The 24,493-nt window shown below is 65.5% G+C and carries 28 protein-coding genes; 10 read left to right on the top strand and 18 right to left on the bottom strand.

Annotation, left to right across the window (positions count from 1 at the left end):
- Nucleotides 1-37 precede the first annotated feature (37 nt).
- Both fmt and def read right to left on the bottom strand, forming a co-directional pair.
- Nucleotides 38-1,030 (bottom strand): methionyl-tRNA formyltransferase, encoded by a 993-nt coding sequence (gene fmt / locus ACZ415_RS07685; RefSeq protein WP_344705021.1) that lies wholly within the window; start codon nt 1,028-1,030, stop codon nt 38-40.
- Nucleotides 1,031-1,148: 118 nt separating this feature from the next.
- A complete protein-coding gene (gene def, locus ACZ415_RS07690; RefSeq protein WP_344705020.1) occupies nt 1,149-1,661 on the bottom strand; it encodes a peptide deformylase in 513 nt (170 codons plus the stop codon).
- Nucleotides 1,662-1,821: 160 nt separating this feature from the next.
- Here def and ACZ415_RS07695 point away from each other — a divergent pair, with 160 nt between their 5' ends.
- The 5 genes from ACZ415_RS07695 (at nt 1,822) to aroE (ending at nt 6,534) form a co-directional block, all read left to right on the top strand.
- Nucleotides 1,822-2,898, top strand: coding sequence for a LysM peptidoglycan-binding domain-containing protein (locus tag ACZ415_RS07695; RefSeq protein ID WP_344705019.1), 1,077 nt, complete (start codon nt 1,822-1,824; stop codon nt 2,896-2,898).
- A gap of 48 nt (nt 2,899-2,946) precedes the next feature.
- Complete coding sequence (dprA, locus tag ACZ415_RS07700; RefSeq protein WP_344705018.1) at nt 2,947-4,053, top strand: DNA-processing protein DprA; 1,107 nt, start codon at nt 2,947-2,949, stop codon at nt 4,051-4,053.
- Nucleotides 4,054-4,147: 94 nt separating this feature from the next.
- Entirely contained in the window at nt 4,148-4,720 is a 573-nt protein-coding gene (tsaC, locus tag ACZ415_RS07705; protein ID WP_344705158.1) for an L-threonylcarbamoyladenylate synthase type 1 TsaC, read from the top strand.
- Nucleotides 4,721-4,770: 50 nt separating this feature from the next.
- Complete coding sequence (gene hemF, locus ACZ415_RS07710; RefSeq protein ID WP_344705017.1) at nt 4,771-5,709, top strand: oxygen-dependent coproporphyrinogen oxidase; 939 nt, start codon at nt 4,771-4,773, stop codon at nt 5,707-5,709.
- 3 nt (nt 5,710-5,712) lie between these two features.
- On the top strand, nt 5,713-6,534 hold the full coding sequence (gene aroE / locus ACZ415_RS07715) for a shikimate dehydrogenase (protein ID WP_344705016.1): 822 nt from the start codon (nt 5,713-5,715) through the stop codon (nt 6,532-6,534).
- A gap of 9 nt (nt 6,535-6,543) precedes the next feature.
- Here aroE and ACZ415_RS07720 read toward each other — a convergent pair whose 3' ends face one another.
- Together ACZ415_RS07720 and ACZ415_RS07725 are read right to left on the bottom strand one after the other, a co-directional pair.
- Nucleotides 6,544-6,804 carry a hypothetical protein gene (locus ACZ415_RS07720; RefSeq protein WP_344705015.1) on the bottom strand — a complete coding sequence of 87 codons (261 nt, stop codon included), beginning with the start codon at nt 6,802-6,804 and terminating at the stop codon, nt 6,544-6,546.
- A gap of 34 nt (nt 6,805-6,838) precedes the next feature.
- The gene (locus ACZ415_RS07725) at nt 6,839-7,651 is read right to left on the bottom strand and encodes a M48 family metallopeptidase (protein ID WP_344705014.1); all 813 of its coding nucleotides are present in this window, start codon (nt 7,649-7,651) and stop codon (nt 6,839-6,841) included.
- Nucleotides 7,652-7,740: 89 nt separating this feature from the next.
- Between ACZ415_RS07725 and ACZ415_RS07730 the strand changes: the two genes are divergently transcribed.
- On the top strand, nt 7,741-8,613 hold the full coding sequence (locus ACZ415_RS07730) for an ATP-binding protein (RefSeq protein ID WP_344705013.1): 873 nt from the start codon (nt 7,741-7,743) through the stop codon (nt 8,611-8,613).
- A gap of 21 nt (nt 8,614-8,634) precedes the next feature.
- Here the strand turns inward: ACZ415_RS07730 and ACZ415_RS07735 are convergent, their stop codons facing one another.
- The gene (locus tag ACZ415_RS07735; RefSeq protein WP_344705012.1) at nt 8,635-9,120 is read right to left on the bottom strand and encodes a cytochrome c; all 486 of its coding nucleotides are present in this window, start codon (nt 9,118-9,120) and stop codon (nt 8,635-8,637) included.
- A gap of 270 nt (nt 9,121-9,390) precedes the next feature.
- Between ACZ415_RS07735 and ACZ415_RS07740 the strand changes: the two genes are divergently transcribed.
- Nucleotides 9,391-9,879 carry a hypothetical protein gene (locus ACZ415_RS07740; protein WP_344705011.1) on the top strand — a complete coding sequence of 163 codons (489 nt, stop codon included), beginning with the start codon at nt 9,391-9,393 and terminating at the stop codon, nt 9,877-9,879.
- A gap of 85 nt (nt 9,880-9,964) precedes the next feature.
- Here the strand turns inward: ACZ415_RS07740 and ACZ415_RS07745 are convergent, their stop codons facing one another.
- From ACZ415_RS07745 to ACZ415_RS07765, 5 genes are all read right to left on the bottom strand, one after another.
- Nucleotides 9,965-10,378, bottom strand: coding sequence for a Rid family hydrolase (locus ACZ415_RS07745; RefSeq protein WP_344705010.1), 414 nt, complete (start codon nt 10,376-10,378; stop codon nt 9,965-9,967).
- A 16-nt stretch (nt 10,379-10,394) separates the two neighbouring features.
- Nucleotides 10,395-11,084: a pirin family protein gene (locus tag ACZ415_RS07750; RefSeq protein ID WP_344705009.1), complete on the bottom strand. Its 690-nt coding sequence runs from the start codon at nt 11,082-11,084 to the stop codon at nt 10,395-10,397.
- A gap of 40 nt (nt 11,085-11,124) precedes the next feature.
- A complete protein-coding gene (locus tag ACZ415_RS07755) occupies nt 11,125-12,129 on the bottom strand; it encodes a glutathione S-transferase family protein (RefSeq protein WP_344705008.1) in 1,005 nt (334 codons plus the stop codon).
- A 126-nt stretch (nt 12,130-12,255) separates the two neighbouring features.
- Nucleotides 12,256-12,855, bottom strand: coding sequence for an NAD(P)H:quinone oxidoreductase (gene wrbA, locus ACZ415_RS07760; RefSeq protein ID WP_344705007.1), 600 nt, complete (start codon nt 12,853-12,855; stop codon nt 12,256-12,258).
- A gap of 105 nt (nt 12,856-12,960) precedes the next feature.
- Nucleotides 12,961-13,407 carry a DoxX family protein gene (locus ACZ415_RS07765; protein ID WP_344705006.1) on the bottom strand — a complete coding sequence of 149 codons (447 nt, stop codon included), beginning with the start codon at nt 13,405-13,407 and terminating at the stop codon, nt 12,961-12,963.
- Between the two features lie 173 nt (nt 13,408-13,580).
- Between ACZ415_RS07765 and ACZ415_RS07770 the strand changes: the two genes are divergently transcribed.
- The 3 genes from ACZ415_RS07770 (at nt 13,581) to ACZ415_RS07780 (ending at nt 15,697) form a co-directional block, all read left to right on the top strand.
- Entirely contained in the window at nt 13,581-14,495 is a 915-nt protein-coding gene (locus ACZ415_RS07770) for a LysR family transcriptional regulator (protein WP_344705005.1), read from the top strand.
- 67 nt (nt 14,496-14,562) lie between these two features.
- Nucleotides 14,563-14,934, top strand: a complete 372-nt coding sequence (locus ACZ415_RS07775) for an MliC family protein (protein WP_344705004.1) — start codon at nt 14,563-14,565, stop codon at nt 14,932-14,934.
- 61 nt (nt 14,935-14,995) lie between these two features.
- Complete coding sequence (locus ACZ415_RS07780; protein ID WP_344705003.1) at nt 14,996-15,697, top strand: glutathione S-transferase N-terminal domain-containing protein; 702 nt, start codon at nt 14,996-14,998, stop codon at nt 15,695-15,697.
- On the opposite strand, the gene der is transcribed toward ACZ415_RS07780, so the two are convergent.
- The 8 genes from der to rlmN form a co-directional block, all read right to left on the bottom strand.
- A complete protein-coding gene (gene der, locus ACZ415_RS07785) occupies nt 15,694-17,097 on the bottom strand; it encodes a ribosome biogenesis GTPase Der (RefSeq protein WP_344705001.1) in 1,404 nt (467 codons plus the stop codon). The two genes, ACZ415_RS07780 and der, sit on opposite strands and share 4 nt — an antisense overlap.
- Entirely contained in the window at nt 17,094-18,272 is a 1,179-nt protein-coding gene (gene bamB / locus ACZ415_RS07790; RefSeq protein ID WP_344705000.1) for an outer membrane protein assembly factor BamB, read from the bottom strand. Before bamB ends, der begins: the two co-directional genes overlap by 4 nt.
- Nucleotides 18,269-18,985 (bottom strand): YfgM family protein, encoded by a 717-nt coding sequence (locus tag ACZ415_RS07795; RefSeq protein ID WP_344704999.1) that lies wholly within the window; start codon nt 18,983-18,985, stop codon nt 18,269-18,271. Before ACZ415_RS07795 ends, bamB begins: the two co-directional genes overlap by 4 nt.
- Nucleotides 18,986-19,057: 72 nt before the next feature.
- Nucleotides 19,058-20,326, bottom strand: a complete 1,269-nt coding sequence (hisS, locus tag ACZ415_RS07800; RefSeq protein ID WP_464387781.1) for a histidine--tRNA ligase — start codon at nt 20,324-20,326, stop codon at nt 19,058-19,060.
- An 82-nt stretch (nt 20,327-20,408) separates the two neighbouring features.
- Nucleotides 20,409-21,524 carry a flavodoxin-dependent (E)-4-hydroxy-3-methylbut-2-enyl-diphosphate synthase gene (gene ispG, locus ACZ415_RS07805; RefSeq protein ID WP_344704997.1) on the bottom strand — a complete coding sequence of 372 codons (1,116 nt, stop codon included), beginning with the start codon at nt 21,522-21,524 and terminating at the stop codon, nt 20,409-20,411.
- Between the two features lie 8 nt (nt 21,525-21,532).
- Complete coding sequence (locus tag ACZ415_RS07810) at nt 21,533-22,486, bottom strand: RodZ domain-containing protein (RefSeq protein ID WP_344704996.1); 954 nt, start codon at nt 22,484-22,486, stop codon at nt 21,533-21,535.
- Nucleotides 22,487-22,514: 28 nt separating this feature from the next.
- Nucleotides 22,515-23,261: a type IV pilus biogenesis/stability protein PilW gene (gene pilW / locus ACZ415_RS07815; protein WP_344704995.1), complete on the bottom strand. Its 747-nt coding sequence runs from the start codon at nt 23,259-23,261 to the stop codon at nt 22,515-22,517.
- Between the two features lie 108 nt (nt 23,262-23,369).
- A complete protein-coding gene (rlmN, locus tag ACZ415_RS07820) occupies nt 23,370-24,455 on the bottom strand; it encodes a dual-specificity RNA methyltransferase RlmN (protein WP_464387782.1) in 1,086 nt (361 codons plus the stop codon).
- Nucleotides 24,456-24,493: the final 38 nt, after the last annotated feature.

The raw sequence follows: 24,493 nt of genomic DNA on the forward strand, positions 1-24,493 counted from the left end.
GGTGGCTCCTTTGTGCTGGCCTGGCGGGGGTGCTGAGCTAGCGTGGTTGACCGGGCGCTTCGCTGTGGCGGCCAAGGCGGGTGCCTTCGGTCAGGCGCGGGGGCTGGGCGTTGAGCAGTTCGCGTACCGCAAGCGCACGCCCGCCGGGCAGCTGGGCGCGGGTCACGCGCAGCACCTGATTGCCGCGCGCGCCGCAGGCCAGGCGCAGCGCATCGGCGTCCGGGGCCAGCAGGGTGCCCGGGGGCTGGGCCGTAGCGGCGTCTGCCTCGGCGCTGGCCATTAAAAGCCGCAGGCGAGCGTCGTCATCGTCAAGCGCACACCAGGCCACCGGCCAGGGGTTGAAGGCGCGTATTTTGGCGGCGAGCTCGGCTGCCGGGCGGTTAAAGTCCAGCTCGGCTTCGGCCTTGGAAAGCTTGTGCGCGTAGGTAACGCCCTGTTCCGGCTGGGGGGTGGCGCAGGTGCGGCCTTGCGCCATGGCGTCAAGGGTGGTTGCCAGGGTTTCAGCGCCGAGATCGGCCAGGGTCGTGTGCAGCTCGCCGCCGGTGGTGGTCGCGGTGATCGGGGTGCGCGCTTCCGCGAGCACGTCGCCGGTATCCAGCCCGGCGTCCATCTGCATGATCGACACGCCGGATTCGGCGTCTCCGGCTTCAATGGCGCGCTGGATCGGCGCGGCGCCGCGCCAGCGCGGCAAAAGCGAGGCGTGTACGTTCACACAGCCCAGCCGCGGAATATCCAGCACGGCGCGCGGCAGCAAAAGGCCGTAGGCCACCACCACCATGACGTCGGCGTCAAACGCGGCAAGGGTGGTCTGGGCCTGGGCATCGTTGAGCGTGGCGGGCTGATAGACGGGCAGGCCATATTCCAGAGCCAGCGCCTTGACCGGGCTGGGCGTTAGTTTGCGACCGCGGCCGGCGGGGCGGTCAGGCTGGGTATACACGCCGACGACCTCGTGGCGGCTTTGCTGCAGCGCCCGAAGGCTTGAGGCGGCAAAGTCTGGGGTGCCGGCAAAAACAACGCGCAGTGATGACATGGAAAAGCCCCTGAAGCGAGAAAAAATGGCGCAGCCCGGCGTCGGCCCGGCCTGACGGCGAAAGGCCGGAAAACCTGCGGCAAGCGAGGTGATCCGGCCCTGGCAAGTGCGGTGCGGCCTAGGCGTCCTGCAGCTGTTTGTGGCGTTTTTGCATTTTCTTGAGCACGCGGTCGCGCTTGAGCGGTGACAGGTAGTCAACGAACAGCACGCCTTCCAGATGATCGCATTCGTGCTGAATGCAGTGGGCCAGCAGGTCGTCGGCCTCAAGCTCGTAGGGCTCGCCTGCGCGGTCGGTGGCCTGGAGCTTGACGCGCAGGTGGCGGGGCACCTCGGCGTAGTATTCGGGAATCGACAGGCAGCCTTCAGACAGCGGCGCCTGCTCGTCGCCCAGGGGTTCGTAGGTCGGGTTGATGAGCACCAAAGGCTCGTTGCCCGACTCGCTTACGTCCATGACGATCACCCGGCGGTGATCGTCCACCTGGGTGGCGGCCAGGCCGATGCCGCGAGCGTCGTACATGGTCTCCAGCATGTTGTCGACCAGGCGGCGCACGTCGTCGTCCACGGTTTCGATCGGCGCGGCCTTGAGGCGCAGCCGATCGTCGGGATAGGTCAATATAGGTAGTTTAGCCATAGCGTTATGTGTACCGTTATGCTGATTCTGTCAGGCGTCCGGGGCGATGCGCCGCTGCTTGGCAAACGCCGACCGGGCACTTTGCTGGCGGTGATTATATCACGCCCTTATGGGCATGCCGACAGCGGACGCCGCGCGCCGCTACAGGGAGAACAGGGACATGGTAGTACATGACAGACGGCTTGGCAGGCGGGCGGCGAAAGGCGTGGCGGCCGCGCTGGCAGTACTGCTCTGGGGAGCTGCGGCCAGCGCAGACACGGTGCGCTGGCAAGAGGACGCGCCTGCGCGCTACACGGTACAAAACGGCGATACCCTGTGGGATATTGCCGAGCGCTTTTTGTCCGCCCCCTGGCAGTGGCCCAGGGTCTGGCGCCGCAATCCTCAGGTTGATAACCCCGGCCTGATCTACCCGGGCGATGTATTGTATCTGCGCGACTGCGACGGCGCGCCGTGTCTGGGCCTGGAGCGCGGCCGGCGCGTGGTCAAGCTATCGCCGCAAATGCGCACGCTGCCCCGCCGGCAAGTGGTGCCGCCGCTGCCCATGCGCGTGCTGGATGCCTTTCTGCGCGATCATCGCGTGGTCAACGCCTCGGCACCGCTGGACGAGCTGGCCTACGTTATCGGCGGTGAAGACCGGCGTTTGATCAGCGGGGCGGGAGATCAGGTTTTCGTTCGCGCCGCCGCATCGTCTCGCCTGGCCGGGCGTGAAACGGGCCAGCGGCTGGGCATCTTTCGCCCGGGGGAAACCTATCAAAGCGCCGCCGGCGAGCCTTTGGGGCAAGAGCTGAGCAGCATCGGCGAGGGTGTGCTGGTAAGCCACAGCGATGATATCGCCCGGCTGCACGTGCACCAGGCCGCCCGGGAAGTGCGCCGCGGCGATGTCGTGCTGCCGCTTGATCCTGGGCTGCCGACGGATGACATCACCCCTCGTGCGCCGCGCAGGGCCATGAACGGCCGCATCGTCGGCGTGCCCGGCGGGGTGCGTTTTATCGGCCGTTTGCAGGTGGTGGCGATTGATCTGGGCACCGAAGACGGCCTGCAGCCGGGGCACGTACTGCGCATTGCACAGCAGGGCGAGCGCGTGGCGGACCCGCGCACAGGCGAGCGAGTGCGGCTGCCCGGCGAGGTCGCCGGCTCGCTGGTTGTATTTCGCCCTTATGATCGAGTGAGCTATGCCATCGTCATGGCCGCTACCGGCACGCTGTCCGTGGGAGATAGCGTGCGTTCGCCGCGCTGATCGAGCGGCTTTGACAACCCGCGGGCAGCGCCCGCAAGGAGCGGGTCAATGACGACCAGGGACTGGCTTGTCGTGTTCTTTCTGCCGGGGCTGGGGCCGCAGCGCCTGGCGAGTTTGCTGGCTCAGGCGCCGCAGTGGCCGGAGGGCTGGCTTGGGCTGCTGCCGCGCCAAGCGGCCGCTGCGCTGCGTTTGTGGCTTGATCATCCGGCGAAAAGTCCGCTGGCCCCCGCCGTTGAGGCCAGTCTTGACTGGGAGCGTGCAGCGCCCGGGCGGGCGATTTTGCACCGCGACCATCCCGACTTTCCGCCGCTTTTGGGCGAAATTGCCGATCCGCCGGCGGTGCTCTGGGCCCAGGGGGACCTCACCGCGCTGCGCCGGGCGGGGCTTGCCGTGGTGGGCAGCCGCCGGCCCACAGCGGAGGGGGCAGCCAACGCCCGCACCTTCGCCGGCGAGCTTGCCCGGCGCGATTTCTGCGTTATCAGCGGTATGGCGCTGGGCATCGACGCCTGCGCCCAGCGCGCCGCGCTGGATGCCGGCGGTGCCAGCATTGCCGTGCTGGCGACCGGCATTGATGTGATCTATCCCGCCCGCCACCGCGATCTGTACCAGCGGCTGGCCGCCACGCCCGGCGGGCTGCTGTTGGCCGAGCACCCGCCGGGAACGCGCGCCCATCCGGCGTTTTTCCCCCGGCGCAACCGCATTGTGACCGGGCTTGCGCTGGGTACGCTGGTGGTGGAGGCGGCGGAAAAAAGCGGCTCGCTGGTCAGCGCCAGGCTGACGCTGGAGCAGGGCCGCGAGCTGTTTGCCCTGCCGGCCTCGCTGAGCAACGTGCAGGCCAGAGGCTCGCTTGCGCTGCTGCGCTGCGGGGCCAGCCTGGCGTGCGAGGTCGATGACATCGTCGCCGAGCTTGCCCACTGGGGAACACACTACGCCGCCTGCCGGGCGGATACCGAGCCGTGCTCATCGCCGCCGGCATCGAACACGGCAAAGGCGCCGGCCGACCCGCTGCTGGCCGCGCTGGCGGCGGTGCCCGTACCCGTTGACGTGCTGGTAGAGCAGACCGGGCTGACGGTGGGCGAGTGCCAGCAGCGCCTTTTGATGCTTGAGCTTGACGGCCGGGCCGCCCAGCAGCCCGGCGGCTGGGTGCGTGGCTAAGCCGCGACGACGGGCACAGCTATGATACGATGCGCCTGCCCGATTGACGCCGCAAGGAGAGCCCATGCAAGGAGAGCCCATGCAAGGAGAGCCCATGCGCCGCTGCGTTTCCCCCGATAGCGCCGCGCTGGCAGACGCCGTTCGCGCCCTGCGCGACGGCCAGGTGATTGCCTGCCCCACGGAAGCCGTGTGGGGGATCAGCTGCGACCCGCACAGCGACGCCGCCGTTGCCCGGCTGCTGCGCCTGAAAGCCCGGGACCCGGCCAAAGGGCTGATCGTGGTGGCCGCTTGCATGGACCAGCTGGCCCCTTGGCTGGACGGGCTGGACTACGCCCTGTATGCGCCGCTGCGTGCCAGCTGGCCGGGCCCGGTCACCTGGCTGGTGCCGGACAACGGCTTCGCCCCGGCGCTGGTGCGCGGTGATCACACAAGCGTCGCCCTGCGGGTAACCGACCACCCGGGCATGCAGGCGCTGTGCGAGGCCTTCGGCGGCCCATTGGTGTCCACCTCGGCCAACCGCGCCGGCGAGCCGCCGGCGATGAGCGCCGCCGACGCCCGGGCGCTGTTCGGCGAGGCGCTGGGGGCAGTGGTGCCCGGCGAGCTCGGCGAATACCCGCGCCCCAGCCAGATCCGCGATCTGGCCAGCGGTCGCGTGCTGCGCCGCTGACGCCTGCTTGTTTGCCACCCGATTTTTTTGTTTTAGCCCTGGAGCCCACCGTGGCGCATGAACACCTCGACGACGTAAAACGCTATCTTCTCGACCTGCAGCAGCGCCTGTGCGACGGCATTGCCGGCGCCGACGGCGCCGCCGCCTTCAAGGAAGACAGCTGGAAGCGCGACGCCGGCGGTGGCGGCCGTTCCCGAGTGATGGAAAACGGCGAGGTGTTTGAAAAGGGCGGGGTCAACTATTCCCACGTCTACGGCGACACCCTGCCGCCTTCGGCCACCGCCGCTCGGCCCGAGCTTGCCGGGCGCAGCTTTCATGCCGTGGGGGTATCCTGGGTGCTGCACCCGCAAAACCCCCACGTGCCCACCAGCCACGGCAACGTGCGCTTTATTATCGCCGAGAAAGCCGGCGAGGCGCCGGTGTGGTGGTTCGGCGGCGGCTTTGACCTGACGCCGTTTTACCCGGTGCTGGAGGACGTGCGCCACTGGCACCGCGTCGCCAAGGCCGCCTGCGACCCTTTCGGCGAGGATGTCTACCCGCGCTACAAGGCCTGGTGCGACGACTACTTCTATCTCAAGCACCGCGACGAAACCCGGGGCGTGGGCGGGCTGTTCTTCGACGACCTTAACCAGGGCGGCTTTGACGAGTGCTTTGCCTTTCTGCGCGCGGTGGGCGACAGCTTTCTGGATGCCTACCTGCCAATCGTTGAACGCCGCCGGGATACGCCCTACGGCCAGCGCGAGCGGGATTTTCAGCTGTACCGCCGGGGGCGCTACGTGGAGTTCAACCTGGTGTGGGATCGCGGCACCCTGTTTGGCCTGCAAAGCGGCGGGCGCACCGAGTCGATTCTGATGTCGATGCCGCCGCTGGCCCGCTGGGAGTATGCCTACGCCCCCGAACAGGCCAGCGCCGAGGCCGAGCTGGCGGCGTTTTTGACCCCGCGCGACTGGCTCGCCGAAACGCCCGACGCTTCTTTGGATCAGGACTAGACCATGACAGACCGCTACGCCGTATTCGGCCATCCGGTGGCGCACTCCAAGTCGCCGCTGATTCATGCCGCCTTTGCCGAACAGACCGGCCAGGCGCTGACCTATACCGCCATTGAGGCGCCCGCGGACGATTTCGCCGGCGCATGGCAGCGCTTTGCGGCCGGCGGCGGGCGCGGCGCCAACGTCACCGTGCCGTTCAAGGGCGAGGCCTATGCCCTGAGTGAGACGGTGAGCCACCGCGCGCGCCAGGCGCGTGCGGTGAACACGCTGATCGTCGGCGGCAACGGGCGCCTCTACGGCGACAACACCGACGGCATCGGGCTGGCGCGGGATCTGGCCTACCACGGCGTCGGCCTCAAGGGTAAGCGAGTGCTGGTGATCGGCGCCGGGGGCGCGGTGCGCGGGGTGCTGGCGCCGCTGCTGGGCGAGGCGCCCCGGGAGATCGTCATCGCCAACCGCACGGCCGCCAAGGCCGATGCGCTGGCCGAGGCGTTTGGTGCGGCGGGGCGCATCAGCGGCGGCGGCTTCGAGGCTATCCGCGGCGCGTTTGACGTGGTGATCAACGGCTCCAGTGCCAGCCTGTCAGGCGATATGCCACCGCTGCCGGACGGCCTGTTTGCCGAAAACGCTACGGCTTACGACATGATGTACGGCGCCGAACCGACGGTATTTCTCCGCTGGGCCCAGGCCCGAGGCGCGCACGCCGTTGACGGGCTGGGGATGCTGGTCGAGCAGGCGGCGGAAGCGTTTTTCCTGTGGCGCAGCGTGCGCCCGGAGACCGAGGCCGTACGCGCCATGCTGCGCCGAACGCTGGCCGACGGCTAAAGCGCGGCGTTATCCCTGGCGCCGCCGAGCCAGCCCGATCATGCAGACAATCAGGCCGGCGACGGAGGCCAGCATGCCGCCGTTGACGATGAGCGGCGCGCGCTCGACCCAGGGCGTGAACGCCTGGGCCGAGTCGCGGCAGACGCCGGCCGCGTAGTCCCAGTGGCCGCCGTCGAGCTGGCAGGCGCGCACGTCGCCAAGCTCCCAGAAATACAGGCCGAGCATCAAAAGCGGCGGCAAAATCAGCAGCAGTAATCCCAGACGTATCATGATGTTCCTCGGCTAAAAGTGGGTGGGCGTTGCGTCAGGGGCGCGGGCAGTCCGGCGTGCGCCCGGCGCTGCGGGCGCTTTGGTAGGCGTCAAGCGCCCGGGGCATGGACGCTTCAAGCCCGCTGATGCGTTGGCCCTGGCTTGGGTGGGTCGACATCCACGCCGGCGGGGCATTGCCCCCGGCGCGCTGCATGTTCTGCCACAGCGTCACGCTTTCCCGCGGGTCAAAGCCGGCGTTGGCCATCAGGCGCAGGCCGATGGTGTCGGCTTCGCTTTCGTGACGCCGGGAGAAGGGCAGCAGGATACCGTACTGCGCGCCCATGCCCAAAAGCCCCATGAGCTGTTCGCCGCCCGGGCCGTTAAGGCCTGCCGAGTTCGACAGCACCGACAGGCCCAGCTGGGTAGCGCTTTCGGTAGAAGCGCGCTCGTTGGCGTGGTTGGCCAGCACGTGGCCCACCTCGTGGCCCAGCACCGTGGCCAGCTGTGCCTGGCTGCGGGCAACGTTGAGCATGCCGCTGTTGACGCCCATGTACCCACCCGGCAGGGCAAAGGCGTTGGGCTCGTCGGCGCGGAACACTTCCACCTCCCAGTTCTGGCGGCGCTGCTCGGCGGGCAGCTCGGCCACAATGGCCCGGGCTATGCACTGCACGTAGCGCTGGCTTTGGCCGTCGGCGGCGGGCAGTTCCTGCCGGTACTGATCAAACGCCTGGGCGCCCATCTGATCGAGCTGGTCGTCGGACATCAGCAAAAGCTGTGAACGCCCGGTGGGCGAGGTGGTGCAGGCGGCAAGCGCTGCCAGCAGCGTGGTGCACAGGGTGGCGGCGGCAAGCGGGCGAAACCAGCGCATAAACGTTTCCTTATCCATGAGTGAGCGTTAGGCTCGCAGGATAGCAGGCAGCAAGCGTAACTAGCATAGTCGACAACGGGGGAAATTCGATGGATGCCGAGCTGACGCGTCGTCTGACGCAGCTACTCGATCGCGTGGAGCACTGGCTGCCGCCGGCGCCGGAACAGGTTGACTGGGCCACCCACGTCGCCGCCCTGTGGCAGCGCCATCCGCTGGGCGGGCGGCTGGTACCGGTGCCGGTGCGCGACGGCGTGATGCTGGATGATCTTTTGGGCATCGAGCGCCAGAAGCTGGCGCTTGTGGACAATACCCGGGCGTTTTTACAGGGTTTGCCGGCCAACCACGCGCTGGTATGGGGTGCGCGCGGCAGCGGCAAGTCGTCGCTGATACGAGCGCTGCTCAATAGTCTGGCGCCTGAAGGGTTGCGCATGATTCAGGTGGACCGCCACGATCTCGGCCGCCTGCCGGCGCTGGTGGAGCAGCTGCGCCATCTGCCGCAGCGTTTTGTGGTGTACTGCGATGACCTGTCGTTTGAAGGCCATGACGATGCCTATAAGGCGCTGAAAAGCGTGCTCGACGGCGCGCTCACCGGCCCGCCGAAAAACGTGCTGCTGTATGCCACGTCCAACCGCCGCCACCTGTTGCCGGAGTCCATGGAGGACAACCGTGATTCGCATCTGGTAGGCGATGAGCTGCATCACGGCGACGCCGTGGAGGAGCGTATTTCGCTGTCTGACCGCTTCGGGCTGTGGCTGGGGCTGCATTCGTTCAATCAGGATATGTACCTGCAGGCCTGTGCCCAGTGGGTGGCAAGGCTTGGCACCGCGGAGGACTGGAACGCCGCTGCCCGGGCCGAAGCCGTACGCTACGCCACCCTGCGCGGCGGGCGCAGCGGGCGCGTGGCCTGGCAGTTTGCCAACCACTGGGTTGGCAGCCGGCGTTTGCACGCAGCACAGCGGTGACGCGGCGGGCGGCTACGGCGTTTATAGTTTGGGAAAACGCGCAGATGCGTAGTCGCGGTGGCAGCGCACGCAGCCTTTGATCATTTCATTAAACTGCCGGCGCTGAAGTGCGGTATTCTGGCTGCGGCCGGCTTCGGCCAGCGCCTCGCTGAGCTGATGAAGCGCTTTGTCCTGCTTGAGAAATGCATCCGGTACGGCGGCGAGCAGCGCTTGCTCATCTTCTTGGGTCATTTCCTGCTTCATGATGAAGCTGTCGTGAATCGCCTGAGCCTGCTGCGCTACGGTTTCGTGATCGCCCTGGACAATAGCGGCCTGAATCTCTTGGCTGGCGCCAAGAATTCCCTGCATTTCTTCGATCAGCAGCCCTCGCACCTTTGGCGGCAGCTGCTCACCTACGTTCATTTTGCCCGCTTCTTCGGCGCCGGCGGCGGTCTCTTCGGCCGCAACGGCGGCAAAAGGGCTCAGCCCCAGCTGCGCAAAGGCAGCGGCTAATAGCGTCGTTCTCATTTTTTTATCCTTTTTGGCACACCCAAAGATATCGCTGGGGGCAAAGCTATTAGGCTTGTTTGCCGTTGTCAAAGAGCGCGCCCGGGCTCGGGCAGGGGCGCAGCAGGCGTTGATGTCAGCGGTCTGCGGCCAGGCAAAACAACGCCTGCCAGCCGGGGAGTCAGGTTGACAGGTGTCGAATGTTTGACCAGCATTTTCATCTTATAGACATATATATTGTATATACTCAATATGTCTGACGATAAGTCGGTCAATGCCAAGGAGAATGTGATGAAAAAGTATATCTTCGCCGGTGTCGCGGCTGCCTTGTTGACCTTGCCTCTGGCCTATGCCCAGCAGGGTACACCTTCCGGTCAGCAGGACGCTGACAGGCGGATGGGCCAGGGAATGGGGCAAGGAATGAACCAGGGCGGCCAGGGAATGCATCAGGGAATGGGCCAGGGCCAAGGCATGGGCCAAGGCGGAAAAATGATGCACCGGGGGGACATGCAGCGGCACATGCAGGGCATGCACGGCACAATGCAGCGGCTTCACAAAACCCAGGACCCGCAGCAGCGCCGGCAGCTGATGCAGCAGCACATGCAAGAGATGCGCCAAATGCATCAGTCCATGGGCGGCATGGGGCAGAACATGCAAAACATGGACCCCGAACAGCGCCAGAAAATGATGCAGCAGCGCATGGATATGATGCAGGGCATGCAGCAGCAGATGATGGAGCACATGCGGGCCCAGCAGGGCATGCAAAACGATAGCGAATAGCCGTCCACTCTCTGGCTGGCGCCCCGGCGATGGCGATCACCGGGGCGCCTTGGCTGTTCCATGAAAGCGCGCCGCGAAGGCCGCATCAAGCATCCGTCACCGCCGTTACGTCGATTTCAACCTGCATGTCCGGATGCGCCAGCCCCAGAATGATAAGCAGCGTATGCGCAGGCGCGGGGAGATCTCCGAAGGCTTCCTTGCGTGCGCGCAGATATTCGGGAACGGCGCCGGGATCGAGCAGGTAGGCCGTGATTTTCACCACATCCGCCAGGCCGGCATCGTGCTTGGACAAAGCACGCGCGGCTTTTTCATAGGCCAGTTTCGTTTGGGCGTACACATCGCCCGGATGCTGGATCTCAAGCTTTTCACCCGGCCCCTCGGCCCCGATGCCGGACAGGTGCACCGTGGTGCCGGGCCCTTTGACCGTCACCGCCTCGGAGAGTATTTCCCGTGCCCAGGGAGCCGGGGGATGGAACTGTTTTTCAAGCCGTTGGGACATGGCAGACTCCGTTTATTCACGCCAGATCAAACAATAAAAGCTCGGCATCTTGCCGGCCGGCCACCGCAATCGGCTCGCCGGGACGAAAGGCCGCCGCATCGCCGGCGGCAAGCACCTCGCCGTTGATGAGTGCCTCACCTCTGGCCACATGCAGCCAGGCATGGCGCACCGGGGGCAGCTCGGCCTGTTCACCGGCTGCAAAGCGGCCCAGATAGAGGTGGACGTCCTGGTTGATGCTAACAGAGTCGTCGCGCCCGTCCGGGGAGACCGCCAGCCGCCACTGGCCCTGCCGCTGCCGGGGCGGAAAGGCTTTCTGCTCGTAGTTGGGCGCAATGCCGCGGCGCTGCGGCATGATCCAGATCTGCAGAAAGTGGAGTTCCTGCTCGCTTGAGTGATTGAACTCGCTGTGCAAAACGCCGGTGCCCGCTGACATGCGCTGGACATCCCCCGGGCGCATCACCGCGCCGTTGCCCATGCTGTCTTTGTGGGCCATCTCGCCGTCAAGCACATACGAGATGATTTCCATTTCTTCGTGGCCGTGGGCGCCAAACCCACGGCCGCCCTGCACGCGGTCTTCGTTGATCACCCGTAGCGCACGAAAGCCCATGTGTGCAGGGTCGAAGTAGTCGGCAAATGAGAACGTATGGCGCGAGCGCAGCCAGCCGTGATCGGCGTAGCCGCGTTCATGGCCGGCGCGGATCAGCATGGGGTGCTCCTCTCTTGGCTGCTGGCCTGGCGATGGGCTGTCATGCTTTTTCACGCACGCCGTGGCCTGTCAGGCGCTCGCGGTCGTGGGGGCGCTCAAGGTCAAGAAGCGGCCCCTTGGGCACGATGCCGTTGGGATTGATGGTGTCGTGGCTCATGTAATAGTGGCGCTGGATATGGTCAAGGCTGACCGTTTCCTTGACCCCCGGCCACTGGTAGAGCTCGCGCAGGTAGTTCGAAAGATTCGGGTAGTCTTCAATGCGGCGCAGGTTGCACTTGAAGTGGCCGTGGTAGACGGCGTCAAAGCGCACCAGGGTGGTAAACAGGCGGATATCCGCCTCGGTCAGCCACTCGCCGGCAAGATAACGGTGCTGGCCAAGCCTTGCCTCCATGCGATCCAGCGCTTCAAAAAGCGCTACGACGTGATCTTCATACACGCCCTGATCGGTGGCGAAGCCGGCCTTGTACACGCCGTTGTTGATGTGATCGTAAACGTCGGCGTTGACCGCATCGATGGTCTCGCGCAGGTCCTGCGGGTAGAAATCCAGCCGGTTGCCGGTGAGCTCGTCAAACGAGGCGTTGAACATGCGCACAAGCTCTGCCGACTCGTTGTTGACGATACGCCCGTCGCGCTTGTCCCAAAGCGCCGGCACCGTCACCCGCCCGGTGTACTCCGGGTTGGTCAGGGTGTAGAGCTGGTGATGGTAGGTCACGCCGTTGATCGGATCGCCGCTGGAGCCTTCCGCGACGTTGTACGTCCAGCCGTTTTCTCGCATCACCGGGCTTACGTGGGAGACGCCGATCTGCTCTTCCAGCCCTTTCAGCTTGCGCATGATCAGCACCCGGTGCGCCCAGGGGCAGGCAAGCGATACGTACAGGTGAAAGCGGCCTGCTTCAGCGGCCACGCCCGGGTGGCCGTCCTGCGTGGGCGTGCCGTCGGGGGTCACCCAGTCGCGCAGCTGGGCGGATTCGCGCACAAACTCGCCGCCGTGCTTTTGAGTGTTGTACCACTGGTCGTGCCATTCGCCGTTGATCAAAAGACCCATGGTGTTTTCTCCGTATGTCCGTTGCCTGCGCCTGAGAGCAGGCCAGAAACCAGGAAGGGAGGGCGCGGCCCTCCCTTTGCCGCCGGGGTAGCGGCTGTATGTAGCAGCCGTACGTGCCGGCCGTGCTTAGCGGCTGAGCTTTGCCGCTACCTTGGCTACGTGCTCGCCCTGGAAGCGTGCGATGGCCAGCTCGCGCTCGTCGGGCTGGCGCGAGCCGTCGCCGCCGGCAATGGTCGAGGCGCCGTAGGGCGTGCCCCCGCCCACCTGGGAGATATCGAAAAGCTCGGAAGCCGCGTAGCCGATGGGCACAATCACCATGCCGTGGTGGGCCAGGGTGGTCCAGGTAGAGGCGATGGTGGTTTCTTCACCGCCGCCGGTACCGGTGGAGGTAAATACGCTGGCCACCTTGCCCACCAGGCCGCCGCTGGCCCACAGGCCGCCGGTCTGGTCAAGGAAGGTACGCATCTGACCGGACATGTTGCCAAAGCGTGTCGGCGTGCCGAAGATGATCGCGTCGTACTCGACAAGCTCTGCCGGTGAGGCCACCGGGGCCTGCTGGTCGGTCTTGCCGCCGGCTGACTCAAAGACGTCGGCCGGCATGGTTTCGGCAACGCGCTTGACCGTGACTTCAACGCCGTCTACCTGACGCGCGCCTTCCGCGACGGTATTCGCCATGGTTTCGATGTGGCCGTACATGGAATGATAAAGCACGAGTACCTTGGTCATTGTTGCTGCCTCCTGGGAAGTATTCCCGTTGTTTGATGTAGAAAACCACTGCTTGATTGCCTCGGTCAGCCAAGCCATAGATGCTCTCCTGGTGGGTGATGAGGCTTACCGCGTCTTGCAAGCCAGATAGTGATCAAGCGAGACGCGACCCGCTCCGCTGCCGGCCAGCGAGACGACGATGGCCAGCAGGGAAAGAGCGAACTCATAGCCGTTGTTGCTCATAAACAGGCCGTTGGCGATGTGAACGCTGAAAATGGCTATCAGCATGGTGACGGCCAGCCCCAGCGCGGCCGGGCGGATCAGCAGCCCGAGCACCAGGGCGAGGCCGCCAAAGAACTCGGTGCCACCCGCCAGCAGCGCCATCAGGTAGCTCGGCTCAAGGCCCATGGACGCCATCCACTGGGCGGTACCGGCAAGGCCACCGCCGCCAAACCAGCCAAACAGCTTCTGTGCGCCGTGGGCCATAAAGATAGTGCCGGCCGGAATGCGCAGCGCCAAAGGCGCGATGCCGGCCCGGGTTGAAATCACCTTGTGAAACCATGAAGTTGTCATATTAAGGCCCTGACGCTGAGTCGGTTGATGTAATGTCCCTAGCATAGCCCTTTTATTGCGTTAAAAAATGGCATTATTTTGCGCATAAAGAACGAATAATTCGATGTGTTGCGTATATTTTTGCCGTGCCCGGCGGTATAGTCGGCCCGATACAGCAATGGGTGAGCGATAAGATGGCGCAGAAAATTCCCCGCATCAGCCTGGAGCAGTGGGCCGTATTGCAAGCGGTGATCGATGAAGGCAGCTACGCCAGAGCCGCCGAGGCGCTCAGCCGCAGTCCGTCATCGATCAGCTATGCGCTCAAAGGCATGCAAGAGCAGCTGCCGGTGGAGGTGCTGACCATGCAGGGGCGCAAGGCAACGCTGTCGCCGGCGGGTGAAGCCCTGCTGCGACAGGCCCGTGTTCTGGTCGACGACGCCTTGAGCCTTGAGTATCTGGCGAGCAACCTGGCTGAAGGCTGGGAAACCGAAATTCGCCTGGCCGTAGAAGCCATCTTTCCCACCGCTTTGCTAAGCCAGGCGCTGGCCGCCTTTGTGCCCGAAAGCCGGGCGTCCAGGGTGCTGCTTATCGAGTCGGTGCTGTCCGGCACTCAGGAAGCGTTGCTCAATAAAGAGGCCGATCTGGCGATAACCCACCGCGCACCCCCCGGTTTTCTGGGCCAGCCGCTGCTTGACGTGCTGTTTCTGGCCGTTGCACATCCTGAACATCCGCTGCATCAGCTTGAACGCGAGCTGACCCATCACGATCTGCGCGCGCATCGCCAGTTTGTGGTGCGGGACTCAGGGCTCAAGCGGCGCCAGGATGCGGGCTGGCTTGACGCCGAGCAGCGCTGGACTGTGTCCCAGCTGAGCACCTCAATTCAGTTTGCCACCGACGGGCTGGGGTTTGCCTGGCTGCCGTATGAGCATATTCGCCGGGAGCTCGAGGCGGGTCGTCTCAAGCCACTTCCGCTGGTAGAAGGCGGCCAGCGCCAAGAGACGCTTTTTTTAGTGCACGCCGACCGCAATGCCGCAGGCCCGGCGACCCAGGCGCTGGCGGCAACGCTGCAAGCGGCCGCAAAGCAGTGGCAACAGGCCATGGTACGCTGAACGCTGAGCTGATATTTTCCACCCGCGCTATGGCGCTATTTTACGTACCCCTGAATTGGAGTTTCCCATGTCCGCTATCATCCGCCCGGCCTCTGTCGCGCTTGCCTGTGCCCTGCTTGTGTCAGCCTGCGCCGGCACACCGCAGGATAACGCCGATGCCCCGGCGCCTGAGTCCACCGCGGTATCCGCCCAGCAGTACCGCTGCGAAAGCGGCGCCACGATTAGCGCAAGCTATCCCACCGCGGATACCGCCCGCGTTGAATACGAAAACCGCCGCTACGACCTGCAAATTGCGGTGTCCGGCAGCGGCGCGCGCTACGTCGGCGACGAGCTGGAATGGTGGACAAAAGGGGCCGGCGCAGGGTCTGAGGGTCTTCTCTTCCAGCACAAGGCGGACGGCACCACCGGCGAGCGTATAGAGCGCTGCACGGCTTCTTGAGCCGATAGGAAAGCGGGGCGTGCACGCCCTGCCGCGTACAGACCGAACCACAGGAGGCCGTATGGCCCGGCTACTCTATGAACTCTGCGGTATCGAAGACGCGCTGCGTTTTTCGCCTTTTTGCTGGCGAATTCGCTATGCGCTGGCGCACAAGGGGCTTGAGGCCGAGACGCGGCCCTGGCGCTTTACCGAAAAAGAGGCGCTGGCCTTTGCCCGCCACGACAAGGTGCCGGTGCTGGTTGACGGCGATGAAGTCGTCACCGATAGCTACAACATCATGCGCTATCTGGATCATCACTACCCCGAAGCGCCGCTGCTGGGGGAGGGCATGGCCGAGACGCGGGCGCGTTTTTTCAACCACTACGCGGAGCGTACCCTGGCCCCGGCCATTCTGCGCATCATCATGAAAGACCTGCTCTGTGCGATCCATCCCGCTGACCGCGCCTACTTCCGCAGGAATCGGGAAAAGCGCCTTGGCTGCACGCTGGAAGCGTTTCACGCCCCGGCCCAGGGGCTTGACCAGCTGAATGCCGCGCTGGAGCCCCTCCGAGGCCAGCTAAAGACCTCGCCTTTTCTCGACGGGCAGGCCCCTGCCGGTGCCGACTATCTGCTGTTTGGCCACTTTATGTGGGCGCGCTGCGCTTCAAACGCTGACCTGCTCGCAGAGAGCGACCCGGTCCACGATTGGCATGCGCGCATGCTGGACCTGCACGGCGGGCTGGGGCGCAACGCACGGCGTATCCGCGATGTCGGGGCCGTTTAGCGGCGGCTTTTGCGCGCCTCTTTGCTGCGGTTGAGCTCGCGCTTTTTGGCCTTGTGCTTGTCGCTTGAGCCGGCCAGCGGATCGTAGGGGTTATCGCCTGAGCGGAACTCAAAGCGCATGGGCGTGCCGCGCACTTTCAATACCTTGCGGAAAGTGTTGGTCAGGTAGCGGCGGTAGGCCTCGGGCAGCGCGCCGGTCTGGTTGCCGTGGACCACGATGATCGGCGGGTTGGCTCCGCCCTGGTGGGCCATGCGCAGTTTGATGCGCCGGCCGTGCACCATGGGCGGGGCGTGCTGGCTGACCGCATCCTGCAAAAGCGTGGTCAGCCGCTTGGTCGACCAGTGGGCGTTGGCCGCTTCAAAGGCGCGCTCGATGGAGGGATACAGATCCCCCACGGCGGTGCCGTGCAGCGCGGAAATAAAGTGCAGCTCGGCGTAGTCGGCAAAGCCCAGCCGGCGCTTGATTTCGGCGCGCATCTTGTCTTTGGCCTCGCTTTCCAGCCCGTCCCACTTGTTCACCGCCAGCACCAGCGCGCGGCCGGTGGTGAGCACGTAGTCGAGCAGGTGCAGGTCCTGCTCGACAAGGCCGGTGCGGGCGTCGAGCACCATCACCGCGACGTGGCATTCCTTGATGGCATCGAGGGTTTTGATGATCGAAAACTTCTCGGCGGTTTCGCGCACGTTCTTGCGCCGGCGCACGCCGGCGGTATCCACCAGCACATAGGGCTTGCCGCGCCGCTCAAAGGGAATCTCGATGGCGTCCCGGGTGGTGCCGGCCTCGTCAAATACCACCACGCGGTCTTCGCCCAAAAGGCGGTTGACCAGGGTCGACTTGCCCACGTTGGGCCGGCCGATCACGCCGATGCGAATGCCCTTGGTGCCGGTATCGGCGGGAATGGAGTCGTCGCGCTCGGGAAACGGCTCCAGCACATGGTCGATAAGCGTTGATACGTTACGCCCGTGGGCGGCGGCAATCGGATGCGGATCGCCAAGGCCCAGCGTCCAGAAGTCGGCCATGGCCGAGTGCTCTTCCAGGCCGTCGGTTTTGTTGACCACAAGCCAGGTCTTTTTCTGGTTGACCCGCAGATGGTTGGCGATGGCCTCGTCGGCAACGTTGAGCCCGGCGCGGCCGTCCACCATGAACAGCACAATGTCCGCCTCGTCGATGGCGGCCAGCGACTGCTCGGCCATGGCCGCGTCGATGCCGTGCTCGTCACCGCTGATGCCGCCGGTGTCGATGATCGTGTAGGCTTTATCGCCGAGCATGCCGTTGCCGTACTTGCGATCCCGGGTGAGCCCGGGAAAGTCGGCCACCAGCGCATCGCGGCTGCGGGTCAGGCGGTTGAACAGGGTGGATTTGCCGACGTTGGGGCGGCCGACTAGCGCAATAACCGGTGTCATGGTGAAACGTCCAGAGTTTCCAGGGTGCCGTCGTTGGCGAGCACGTGAACGGTGCTGCCCTCGGTGACGGGAGTGACGGTGATGCCGGAGCGGTCAACGCGGGTGCGCCCGACCAGTTCGCCCCGGGGCGCGTCGAGCAGATGCAGATAGCCTTCAAAATCGCCCACGACCAGACGCCCGTCGGCAAAGGCCGGTGCGGTCAGCCAGCGGCCTTTCAGCGCCTTGTTTTCCCAGCGGGTATCGCCGTTTTGGGCATCAAGGGCGAGCACGCGGCTGTCGTCGGTGACCACGAACAGATAATCCCCTACCAGCAGCGGGGCGTGCCGGCTGGAAAGCCGGCGTTCCCACATCAGTTTGCCGCGGGTGGCCTCAAGCGCCATCAGGCGCCCGTTGTAGCTGGTGACGTAGAGCCGGCCGTCCGGCGTCAAAAGCGGCTGGCCGGTGAGATCCACCAGCCGGTCCACCTCGGTGCGGCCCCGGGGAATGGCCACCTGCTGCTGCCACAGCGGCTGGCCCGAGCGGTTGTCCAGGGTGACCAGCCGGCCGTTGGCAAAGCCGGCAAAGGTGACCGGGTTAATCGCCCGGGGGGTGGCGGTGCCGCGCAGGGTCAGCGACGGCAGATTGCTTTCATAGGTCCAGCGGGTGTCGCCGCTATCGCGGTCCAGCGCGGTAATCCGGCCGTCGGTGCTTTGTACGATCAGCAGGTCGCGGTTGGCCTGGGGGGCGGCCAGCACTTCGCTGGACACCCGGGCGCGCCACTGCTCGCTGCCGTCGCTTTGGTCCAGCGCGATGACGTCACCGTTTTTGCTGCCCAGATACACGCGGCCGTCCACGGCGGAAAGCCCGCTGGAAACGGCGCTTTCCAGCGTGACTTCCCAGACGCGCTCGCCGGAGTCGGCGTTCAGCGCGACCACCAGCCCTTCGGCGTCGGCGGCGAACAGCTGCTTGCCGTCCCGGGCCGGGGTCAGCGGATAGCGCGCCCGCCCCAGGCCGTCGCCGATGCCGGTGTCCCAGCGGGTGTCGAGGCGGGTGGTGGCGTCGATGTCGGTGAGCGCCTGCGGCGTATACAGCGGCTCGCCCTGGCTTGCGCAGCCGGCCAGCAGGGCGACGGCAGCGGCGCCAAGGCCCAGGCGCCGGGCAGAAAACCGCCGGCGGGGAGAAGAAGTCGCGATCATGGCGTGGCCTCACGTTGGCCCGAAGGAGCAGGCGTGCGGACGCTGGCGGCGAGATCGTCGGTGCCCAGGTCGTCGAGCTTTAGCGCCAGTCCGTAAAGCGGGCGGTCCTGTTCGTCGGTCAGCGCCTGTGCCTGCTGCCAGGCGCTGCGGGCGTTGTCCTCACGGCCGAGCTTGAACCAGGCATCGCCGCGCACGTTATGGCGCTGTGCGGCGAGCGGGTCGACGACGCTGTCGTCCAGCCGGTCAAGCGCCTGTTGCGCCTCGCCGGAGGCAACGTCCAGGCGTGCCAGGCGCAGCCGGGCGAGGCTTTGCACGTAGCGCCGCGGGGAGTTTTCCTGCGCCTGCTCCAGCGAGGCGCGCGCGCCTTCCAGATCGCCCTGCTGCACCGCCAGGCGGGCGTCGATCAGCAGGGCAAGCTCGGCGTAGAGCGAGCCGCCGTGGCTGTCGACAAGCGCAGCGGCGGTGCTGCGGGCGCCGGCCAGCGCCTGCTCGTCGGCCGAGTCGGCGCCGGCTTGGGTGGCGGTCTCCGCGACCAGCTGCTGATAGCGCAGGGACGCGGCTTCGGCCTGGCCGTTTTGATAGTTCTGCCAGGCCTGAAAGCCGAATACGCCGGCCCCGGCCAGTACCAGGCCTGCGATCAGCGAGGTGCCGTTTTCTTTCCACCAGCGCTTGATCGCTGCAATCTGTTCTTCTTCGGTTTTCAGCTCCGCCACGGGCGGCCTCCTTGAAACGGTTGGTGCCGGTCACGCAGTGCCGGACAGCACTCGGCCGATCAGGGCAGTGGGTTAGCGCGTATGCCGGGCGTGTCCCAGCAGCGCGGCAAGGGCGTCGGCCAGCTCATGCTGGGGCAGACGCTGCTGCTCGCGGTCGTCGCGCAGAAATTTAAGCGTCGCTGCCTGGTCGGCGCATTCGTCCTCGCCCAGCAGCAAAGCCAGCGCCGCGCCGCTTTTGTCGGCCTTTTTCATTCGGCTTTTAAAGCTGCCGCCGCCGCAGTGCAGCGTCAGCGAAAGCTCGGGCAGGGCGTCGCGCAGCTGCTCGGCCAGCGCCAGCGCCTGGGGTGTGGCGCTGTCGTCCAGCGGCAACAGGTACACCTCAGCGCCGAAACGCGCCTCGGCGGGAATCAAATCAAGGGTTTCCAGCAGCAAAATCAGCCGCTCAATGCCCATGGCAAAGCCTACCGCCGGGGTGGGCTTGCCGCCCAGCTGCTCGACCAGGCCGTCGTAGCGCCCGCCGGCACATACCGTGCCCTGGCTGCCCAGCGCCTCGGTGGTCCATTCAAACACCGTGCGCGAATAGTAATCCAGCCCGCGTACCAGCCACGGATTGATGACGTAGTGGATCCCTGCCGCGTCGAGCAAGGCTTGCAAACGCGCAAAGTGCTCACGCGAGGCGTCGTCGAGATGATCAATCAGCTGCGGCGCGCCGGCAATGACCTCTGCCATGGCCGGATTCTTGGAATCCAGAATGCGCAGCGGGTTGGTCGTCAGGCGGCGTTTGGCGTCGTCGTCCAGGACCTCGGCGTGCTGCTCGAAGTAGGCCACCAGAGTATCGCGGTAGGCCGCGCGGGCCTCGCTTGAGCCCAGCGAGTTGAGCTCCAGGGTGACGTGCTCGGCAAGTCCCAGCTCCTGCCACAGCCGGGCCGAGAGCAAAATCACCTCGGCGTCGATGTCCGGGCCGTCAAAGCCGTAGGTTTCCACGCCCACCTGATGGAACTGGCGGTAGCGGCCCTTTTGCGGGCGCTCGTGGCGAAACATCGGCCCCTGGTACCACAGCCGCTGGGTCTGGTTGTGCAAAAGGCCGTGCTGCATGGCTGCGCGCACGCAGCTGGCGGTGCCTTCCGGGCGCAGGGTGAGGCTGTCGCCGTTGCGGTCGTCGAAGGTGTACATTTCCTTTTCGACGATGTCGGTGACCTCGCCGATGGAGCGGGCAAACAGCGCGGTCTGCTCGACGATGGGCGTGCGAATTTCGGCAAAGCCGTAGCGCGCCATGAGGCTGCGCACCTTGGCTTCAAAAAACTGCCAGCAGGGGCTTTCTGCGGGCAGCAAATCGTTCATGCCGCGAATCGCCTGGATCTTTTTAGCGCTGGGGGCTGCAGACTGGCTCAATGAAAACTCCTTGTGTATCGCGCACGCCGGCTTACACGCTGCGGGCGATGGTATCTTTTTCGCGCTTTTGTTTTTCGCGCACCTTGTCGCGGATCAGCCGCTCCAGATCGTCGACCAGATGGTCGTTGCGCAGCTTTTGCGCCGGCTTGCCGTCGATATACAGCAGGTTGGCAGGGCTGCCGCCGGTCAGCCCCAGATCGCTTTCCTTGGCTTCCCCGGGGCCGTTGACGATGCAGCCGATAATCGACACGTCCAGCGGCGTCATCACGTCGTCAAGGCGCTCTTCGAGCTGGTTCATGGTGTCGATCACGTCGAAATTCTGCCGCGAGCAGCTGGGGCAGGCAACAAAATTGATGCCCTTGGAGCGCAGCTTGAGGCTTTTGAGCATGTCAAAGCCGACCTTGACCTCTTCCACCGGATCGGCGGCCAGCGACACGCGAACGGTGTCGCCGATGCCGTCCATCAGCAGCATGCCAAGCCCGATGGAGGATTTGACCGTGCCCGAGCGCAGCCCGCCGGCTTCGGTAATGCCCAGGTGCAGCGGCTGCTCGATGCGTGCGGCCAGATCGCGGTAGGCGGCCACGGCCATGAACACGTCGCTGGCCTTGACGCTGACCTTGAATTCCTGAAAGTCGAGCCGGTCAAGATGGTCGATGTGGCGCAGGGCGGATTCCACCAGCGCCTCCGGCGTGGGCTCGCCGTACTTGCGCTGCAGGGACTTTTCCAGCGAGCCGGCGTTGACGCCGATGCGCATGGGAATGCCGCGATCACGGGCGGCACTGACCACCGCGCGCACGCGGTCTTCGCGGCCGATGTTGCCGGGGTTGATGCGCAAGCAGTCAACCCCCAGCTCGGCGACGCGCAGCGCGATTTTATGGTCGAAATGGATGTCGGCCACCAGCGGCACGTTGACCGCCTGGCGGATGCGGCCGAAGGCCTCGGCGGCGTCCATGCTGGGCACCGAGACGCGCACGATGTCGGCGCCGGCGGTTTCCAGCTGGCGCACCTGGCCCACGGTGGCCTCGACGTCGAGCGTGTCGGTATTGGTCATGCTCTGCACGGAAATCGGCGCGTTGCCGCCGACCGGCACATGGCCTACGTGAATCTGGCGCGAAACGCGGCGCTGAATAGGGGACGGGGCGTGCATACGGCGGGTCACTCTCCCAGGGTGAAGCGGGCAACGTTGTTGGCGCCGGCCTGCGCGGCAAGGTCAACGACCTTGCCCTGATAGCGCAGCTCGACGCCGGTGGCGTTGCCGATGGTTAAACGAAACGGCGGCTGACCTTCAACGCGCGCCTCGGTGCCGGGCTGTTGCAAACCGACAAATACGCGCTGATCGCGGGCATCGAAAATTTCCGTCCACGATTGCTGGTTAAACGTCAGTGCCAGGGTGTTGGCGTCGGCGGCGCTTTCGGCTTCGCGCGTTGCAGACGCTGCGGCGTCTGCAACGCGGGCCGCGGCGGTCAGCGCGGCGTCTGTTGGGGCGGCCGGCGCGGCCACGGCGGTGCGCTCCGGTGCGTCGGCGGCCGCTGAGGCGCTGTCAGTGGCGGCCTTTGCGCCGGGATCCGGCGTGTCGTCGGGCAAAGGATCAGGCAGCTCGCCTGCAGCGTCGGTCGTCGGTGGCGTATCGGTCGTCGTTGGGGCATTGGCCGGGCTTGTGGCACTGTCTTCCAGCGCCGGCGGGGCGCTGCCGCCGCGGCTTTGCCACCAGGTCACGGTGACGCCGATCAGCCCGGCAATGACCAAAAGCGTGACCAGCTTGAACAAAAGCCCGCCCAGCTTTGAAGGCGGCCGCGTGACCGATACCGGCTTGATCACGCGTTCGCTGTCGGGGGTGCCGTGACGGGCGCGGTAGGCGTCCAGCACGGGCGTTTCGTCCATGCCCAGATAGCGGGCGTAGGTGCGCAGATAGCCGCGGCGATAGGTGGCGATGGGAATTTCAGCGTAGTCATCCTGCTCCAGCCCTGAAACCACGGCCGGGCGCAGGTGCAGGGCGTTGGCGGCCTCCTCAAGGGAAAGCGCCTGGCGCTGGCGCTCACAGCGCAGCAGCTGGCCGGGAGAGGTGCCGGGCTGGTCGTCAGCGTATTCGGCGTTATGTGTGTCGCTCATGGCTGAGCATCCTTCATCAAAGCGGTGATCAGGGCGCCTCGCCGGTGCCGTCCAGCCGGCGGCGATAGCGCTCGGCAAGCCGGGTGTCGCCGCGCTCCCGGGCCAGCTCGACGGCCATTTCCAGCGCTTTTTGCGTTGGCCGGCCGAGCTGCAAAAAGCGCTGCAGCGCCGACCATGCGCGGTCGTGATGGCCCTGGCTGAATTCCAGCCGGGCCAGCAGCCAGTGGCTGCGCGCCTGACGCGGGTTGATCTCGCCGGCGCGTATGAAGCTGTCTCGTGCGCGCTGTATCTGATCCAGGGCGGCATAGCACTGCCCGAGGTTGGTAAAAAGCCGGGCCCGGTGTGCGTATTTGGTGTCCTGGGCGGCGATTTTCAGCTGCTCGCAGGCGCGCTGATACTGCCCTTGCTGATAAAGAAAGGCAGCGTAGTTGTTGCGTGCCCGGGTAAAGTCGGCGTCGGCCTCAAGGGCCTGCTGGAACTGCCGGGCGGCCAGATCGTCCTCGCCCTGGCGCTGGTAGACCAGCGCCAGCGCCTGCAGCGTTTCGGGGCTGTCAGGATTGAGCTGTTCGGCGCGATCCAGGGCGTTAAGCGCCCGCTGCAGATTGTTTTGCTCCAGGTAGGCAAGGCCTAGCCGGGTATAGGCGCTGCCGGCATCCGGGCGCTTGGAAGAGGAAAGCGAAGAAGACGTCGCGCATCCGGTCAGCCATAGCGCGGTGCAAAAAACGAGCACCGCAGGGGCATGGCAAAGACAGGGCAGCTGACGGCGGCAAAACATCGCTATCCTCATGAAAGTGATGTGCAGCGGCGTGATGACACCCGGCGACGGGCGGCGCTTGAAAGCGCATTCATCAAAGCGCTGTGGCCGGCACAAGTCAAGACGACGCTAGTGGGCATCAAGCTGTATGGACTGAATATAGCGGGCCTGGCGCTTGGTGCGGTCCTTGACCCGGCCCACCAGCTGGCCGCAGGCGGCGTCGATGTCGTCGCCGCGCGCCATGCGCATCGGCGCGGTGTAGCCCAGCTCGTCGAGCCAGCGCTGAAAGCGCATGCACTGGTTGCGCGAGGGCGTCTCGTAGCCTGAATGGGGAAACGGGTTGAACGGAATCAGGTTGATCTTGCACGGCAGGCCTTCAAGCACGGCGGCCAGCTCGCGGGCGTGGTGCTGCTGGTCGTTGACGCCGGCGATCAGGGTATATTCGACGGTGATCTGGCGGTTTTCCGGGCTCTTGTCCAGATAGCGCCGGCAGGCGTCGAGCAGCGTGGCGATGTTGTACTTGCGGTTGAGCGGCACCAGCTCGTTGCGCAGCTCGTCGTTGGCGGCGTGCAGCGAGATCGCAAGGCTTACGTCGATGTCGTCGCTGAGCCTGTCAATCTTGGGCACCACGCCCGAGGTGGAAAGCGTCACCCGGCGCTTGGACAGCCCGTAGCCGTTGTCTTCAAGCATCAGCTGCATGGCCGGGACGACGTTGTCGTAGTTGAGCAGCGGCTCGCCCATGCCCATCATGACCACGTTGGTCACCGGGCGCTGGCGGCTGTCGCGCTGCGGGGCCTCGCTATGCGAAGCGACCCACACCTGGCCGATGATCTCGGCGGCGGTGAGGTTGCGCTGAAAGCCCTGCTTGCCGGTGGAGCAAAAGCTGCAGTCCAGCGAGCAGCCCACCTGTGAGGATACGCAAAGCGTGCGCCGCTTGCCGTTGTCCGCGGGAATCAGCACGGTTTCCACGTAGCTGCCGTCTTCGACTTCCAGCACCCACTTGCGCGTGCCGTCCTGGGAGGTGCCTTCGTAGACCACCGACGGGCCGCGCACTTCGGCCAGGCGTGCAAGTTTTTCGCGCAGCGCACGGGACAGGTTGGTCATCGCGTCGAAGTCGTCGCAGCCTTCGTGGTGCATCCACTTCATCAGCTGGGCGGCGCGAAACTTCTTTTCGCCGATGGAGAGAAAAAACGCCTCCAGCTGCGCGCGAGGCATGCCCAGCAGGTTGATCCGTTCGGGCGACTGGCCCGGGG

This window comes from Halomonas cibimaris, from assembly GCF_055379665.1.

Coding starts and splice junctions, on each gene's coding strand:
- fmt (WP_344705021.1), bottom strand. CDS start 1,030: ATGTCATCACTGCGCGTTGTTTTTGCCGGCACCCCAGACTTTGCCGCC.
- def (WP_344705020.1), bottom strand. CDS start 1,661: ATGGCTAAACTACCTATATTGACCTATCCCGACGATCGGCTGCGCCTC.
- ACZ415_RS07695 (WP_344705019.1), top strand. CDS start 1,822: ATGGTAGTACATGACAGACGGCTTGGCAGGCGGGCGGCGAAAGGCGTG.
- dprA (WP_344705018.1), top strand. CDS start 2,947: ATGACGACCAGGGACTGGCTTGTCGTGTTCTTTCTGCCGGGGCTGGGG.
- tsaC (WP_344705158.1), top strand. CDS start 4,148: ATGCGCCGCTGCGTTTCCCCCGATAGCGCCGCGCTGGCAGACGCCGTT.
- aroE (WP_344705016.1), top strand. CDS start 5,713: ATGACAGACCGCTACGCCGTATTCGGCCATCCGGTGGCGCACTCCAAG.
- ACZ415_RS07720 (WP_344705015.1), bottom strand. CDS start 6,804: ATGATACGTCTGGGATTACTGCTGCTGATTTTGCCGCCGCTTTTGATG.
- ACZ415_RS07725 (WP_344705014.1), bottom strand. CDS start 7,651: ATGCGCTGGTTTCGCCCGCTTGCCGCCGCCACCCTGTGCACCACGCTG.
- ACZ415_RS07730 (WP_344705013.1), top strand. CDS start 7,741: ATGGATGCCGAGCTGACGCGTCGTCTGACGCAGCTACTCGATCGCGTG.
- ACZ415_RS07735 (WP_344705012.1), bottom strand. CDS start 9,120: ATGAGAACGACGCTATTAGCCGCTGCCTTTGCGCAGCTGGGGCTGAGC.
- ACZ415_RS07740 (WP_344705011.1), top strand. CDS start 9,391: ATGAAAAAGTATATCTTCGCCGGTGTCGCGGCTGCCTTGTTGACCTTG.
- ACZ415_RS07745 (WP_344705010.1), bottom strand. CDS start 10,378: ATGTCCCAACGGCTTGAAAAACAGTTCCATCCCCCGGCTCCCTGGGCA.
- ACZ415_RS07750 (WP_344705009.1), bottom strand. CDS start 11,084: ATGCTGATCCGCGCCGGCCATGAACGCGGCTACGCCGATCACGGCTGG.
- ACZ415_RS07755 (WP_344705008.1), bottom strand. CDS start 12,129: ATGGGTCTTTTGATCAACGGCGAATGGCACGACCAGTGGTACAACACT.
- wrbA (WP_344705007.1), bottom strand. CDS start 12,855: ATGACCAAGGTACTCGTGCTTTATCATTCCATGTACGGCCACATCGAA.
- ACZ415_RS07765 (WP_344705006.1), bottom strand. CDS start 13,407: ATGACAACTTCATGGTTTCACAAGGTGATTTCAACCCGGGCCGGCATC.
- ACZ415_RS07770 (WP_344705005.1), top strand. CDS start 13,581: ATGGCGCAGAAAATTCCCCGCATCAGCCTGGAGCAGTGGGCCGTATTG.
- ACZ415_RS07775 (WP_344705004.1), top strand. CDS start 14,563: ATGTCCGCTATCATCCGCCCGGCCTCTGTCGCGCTTGCCTGTGCCCTG.
- ACZ415_RS07780 (WP_344705003.1), top strand. CDS start 14,996: ATGGCCCGGCTACTCTATGAACTCTGCGGTATCGAAGACGCGCTGCGT.
- der (WP_344705001.1), bottom strand. CDS start 17,097: ATGACACCGGTTATTGCGCTAGTCGGCCGCCCCAACGTCGGCAAATCC.
- bamB (WP_344705000.1), bottom strand. CDS start 18,272: ATGATCGCGACTTCTTCTCCCCGCCGGCGGTTTTCTGCCCGGCGCCTG.
- hisS (WP_464387781.1), bottom strand. CDS start 20,326: ATGAACGATTTGCTGCCCGCAGAAAGCCCCTGCTGGCAGTTTTTTGAA.
- ispG (WP_344704997.1), bottom strand. CDS start 21,524: ATGCACGCCCCGTCCCCTATTCAGCGCCGCGTTTCGCGCCAGATTCAC.
- ACZ415_RS07810 (WP_344704996.1), bottom strand. CDS start 22,486: ATGAGCGACACACATAACGCCGAATACGCTGACGACCAGCCCGGCACC.
- pilW (WP_344704995.1), bottom strand. CDS start 23,261: ATGTTTTGCCGCCGTCAGCTGCCCTGTCTTTGCCATGCCCCTGCGGTG.
- rlmN (WP_464387782.1), bottom strand. CDS start 24,455: ATGCCTCGCGCGCAGCTGGAGGCGTTTTTTCTCTCCATCGGCGAAAAG.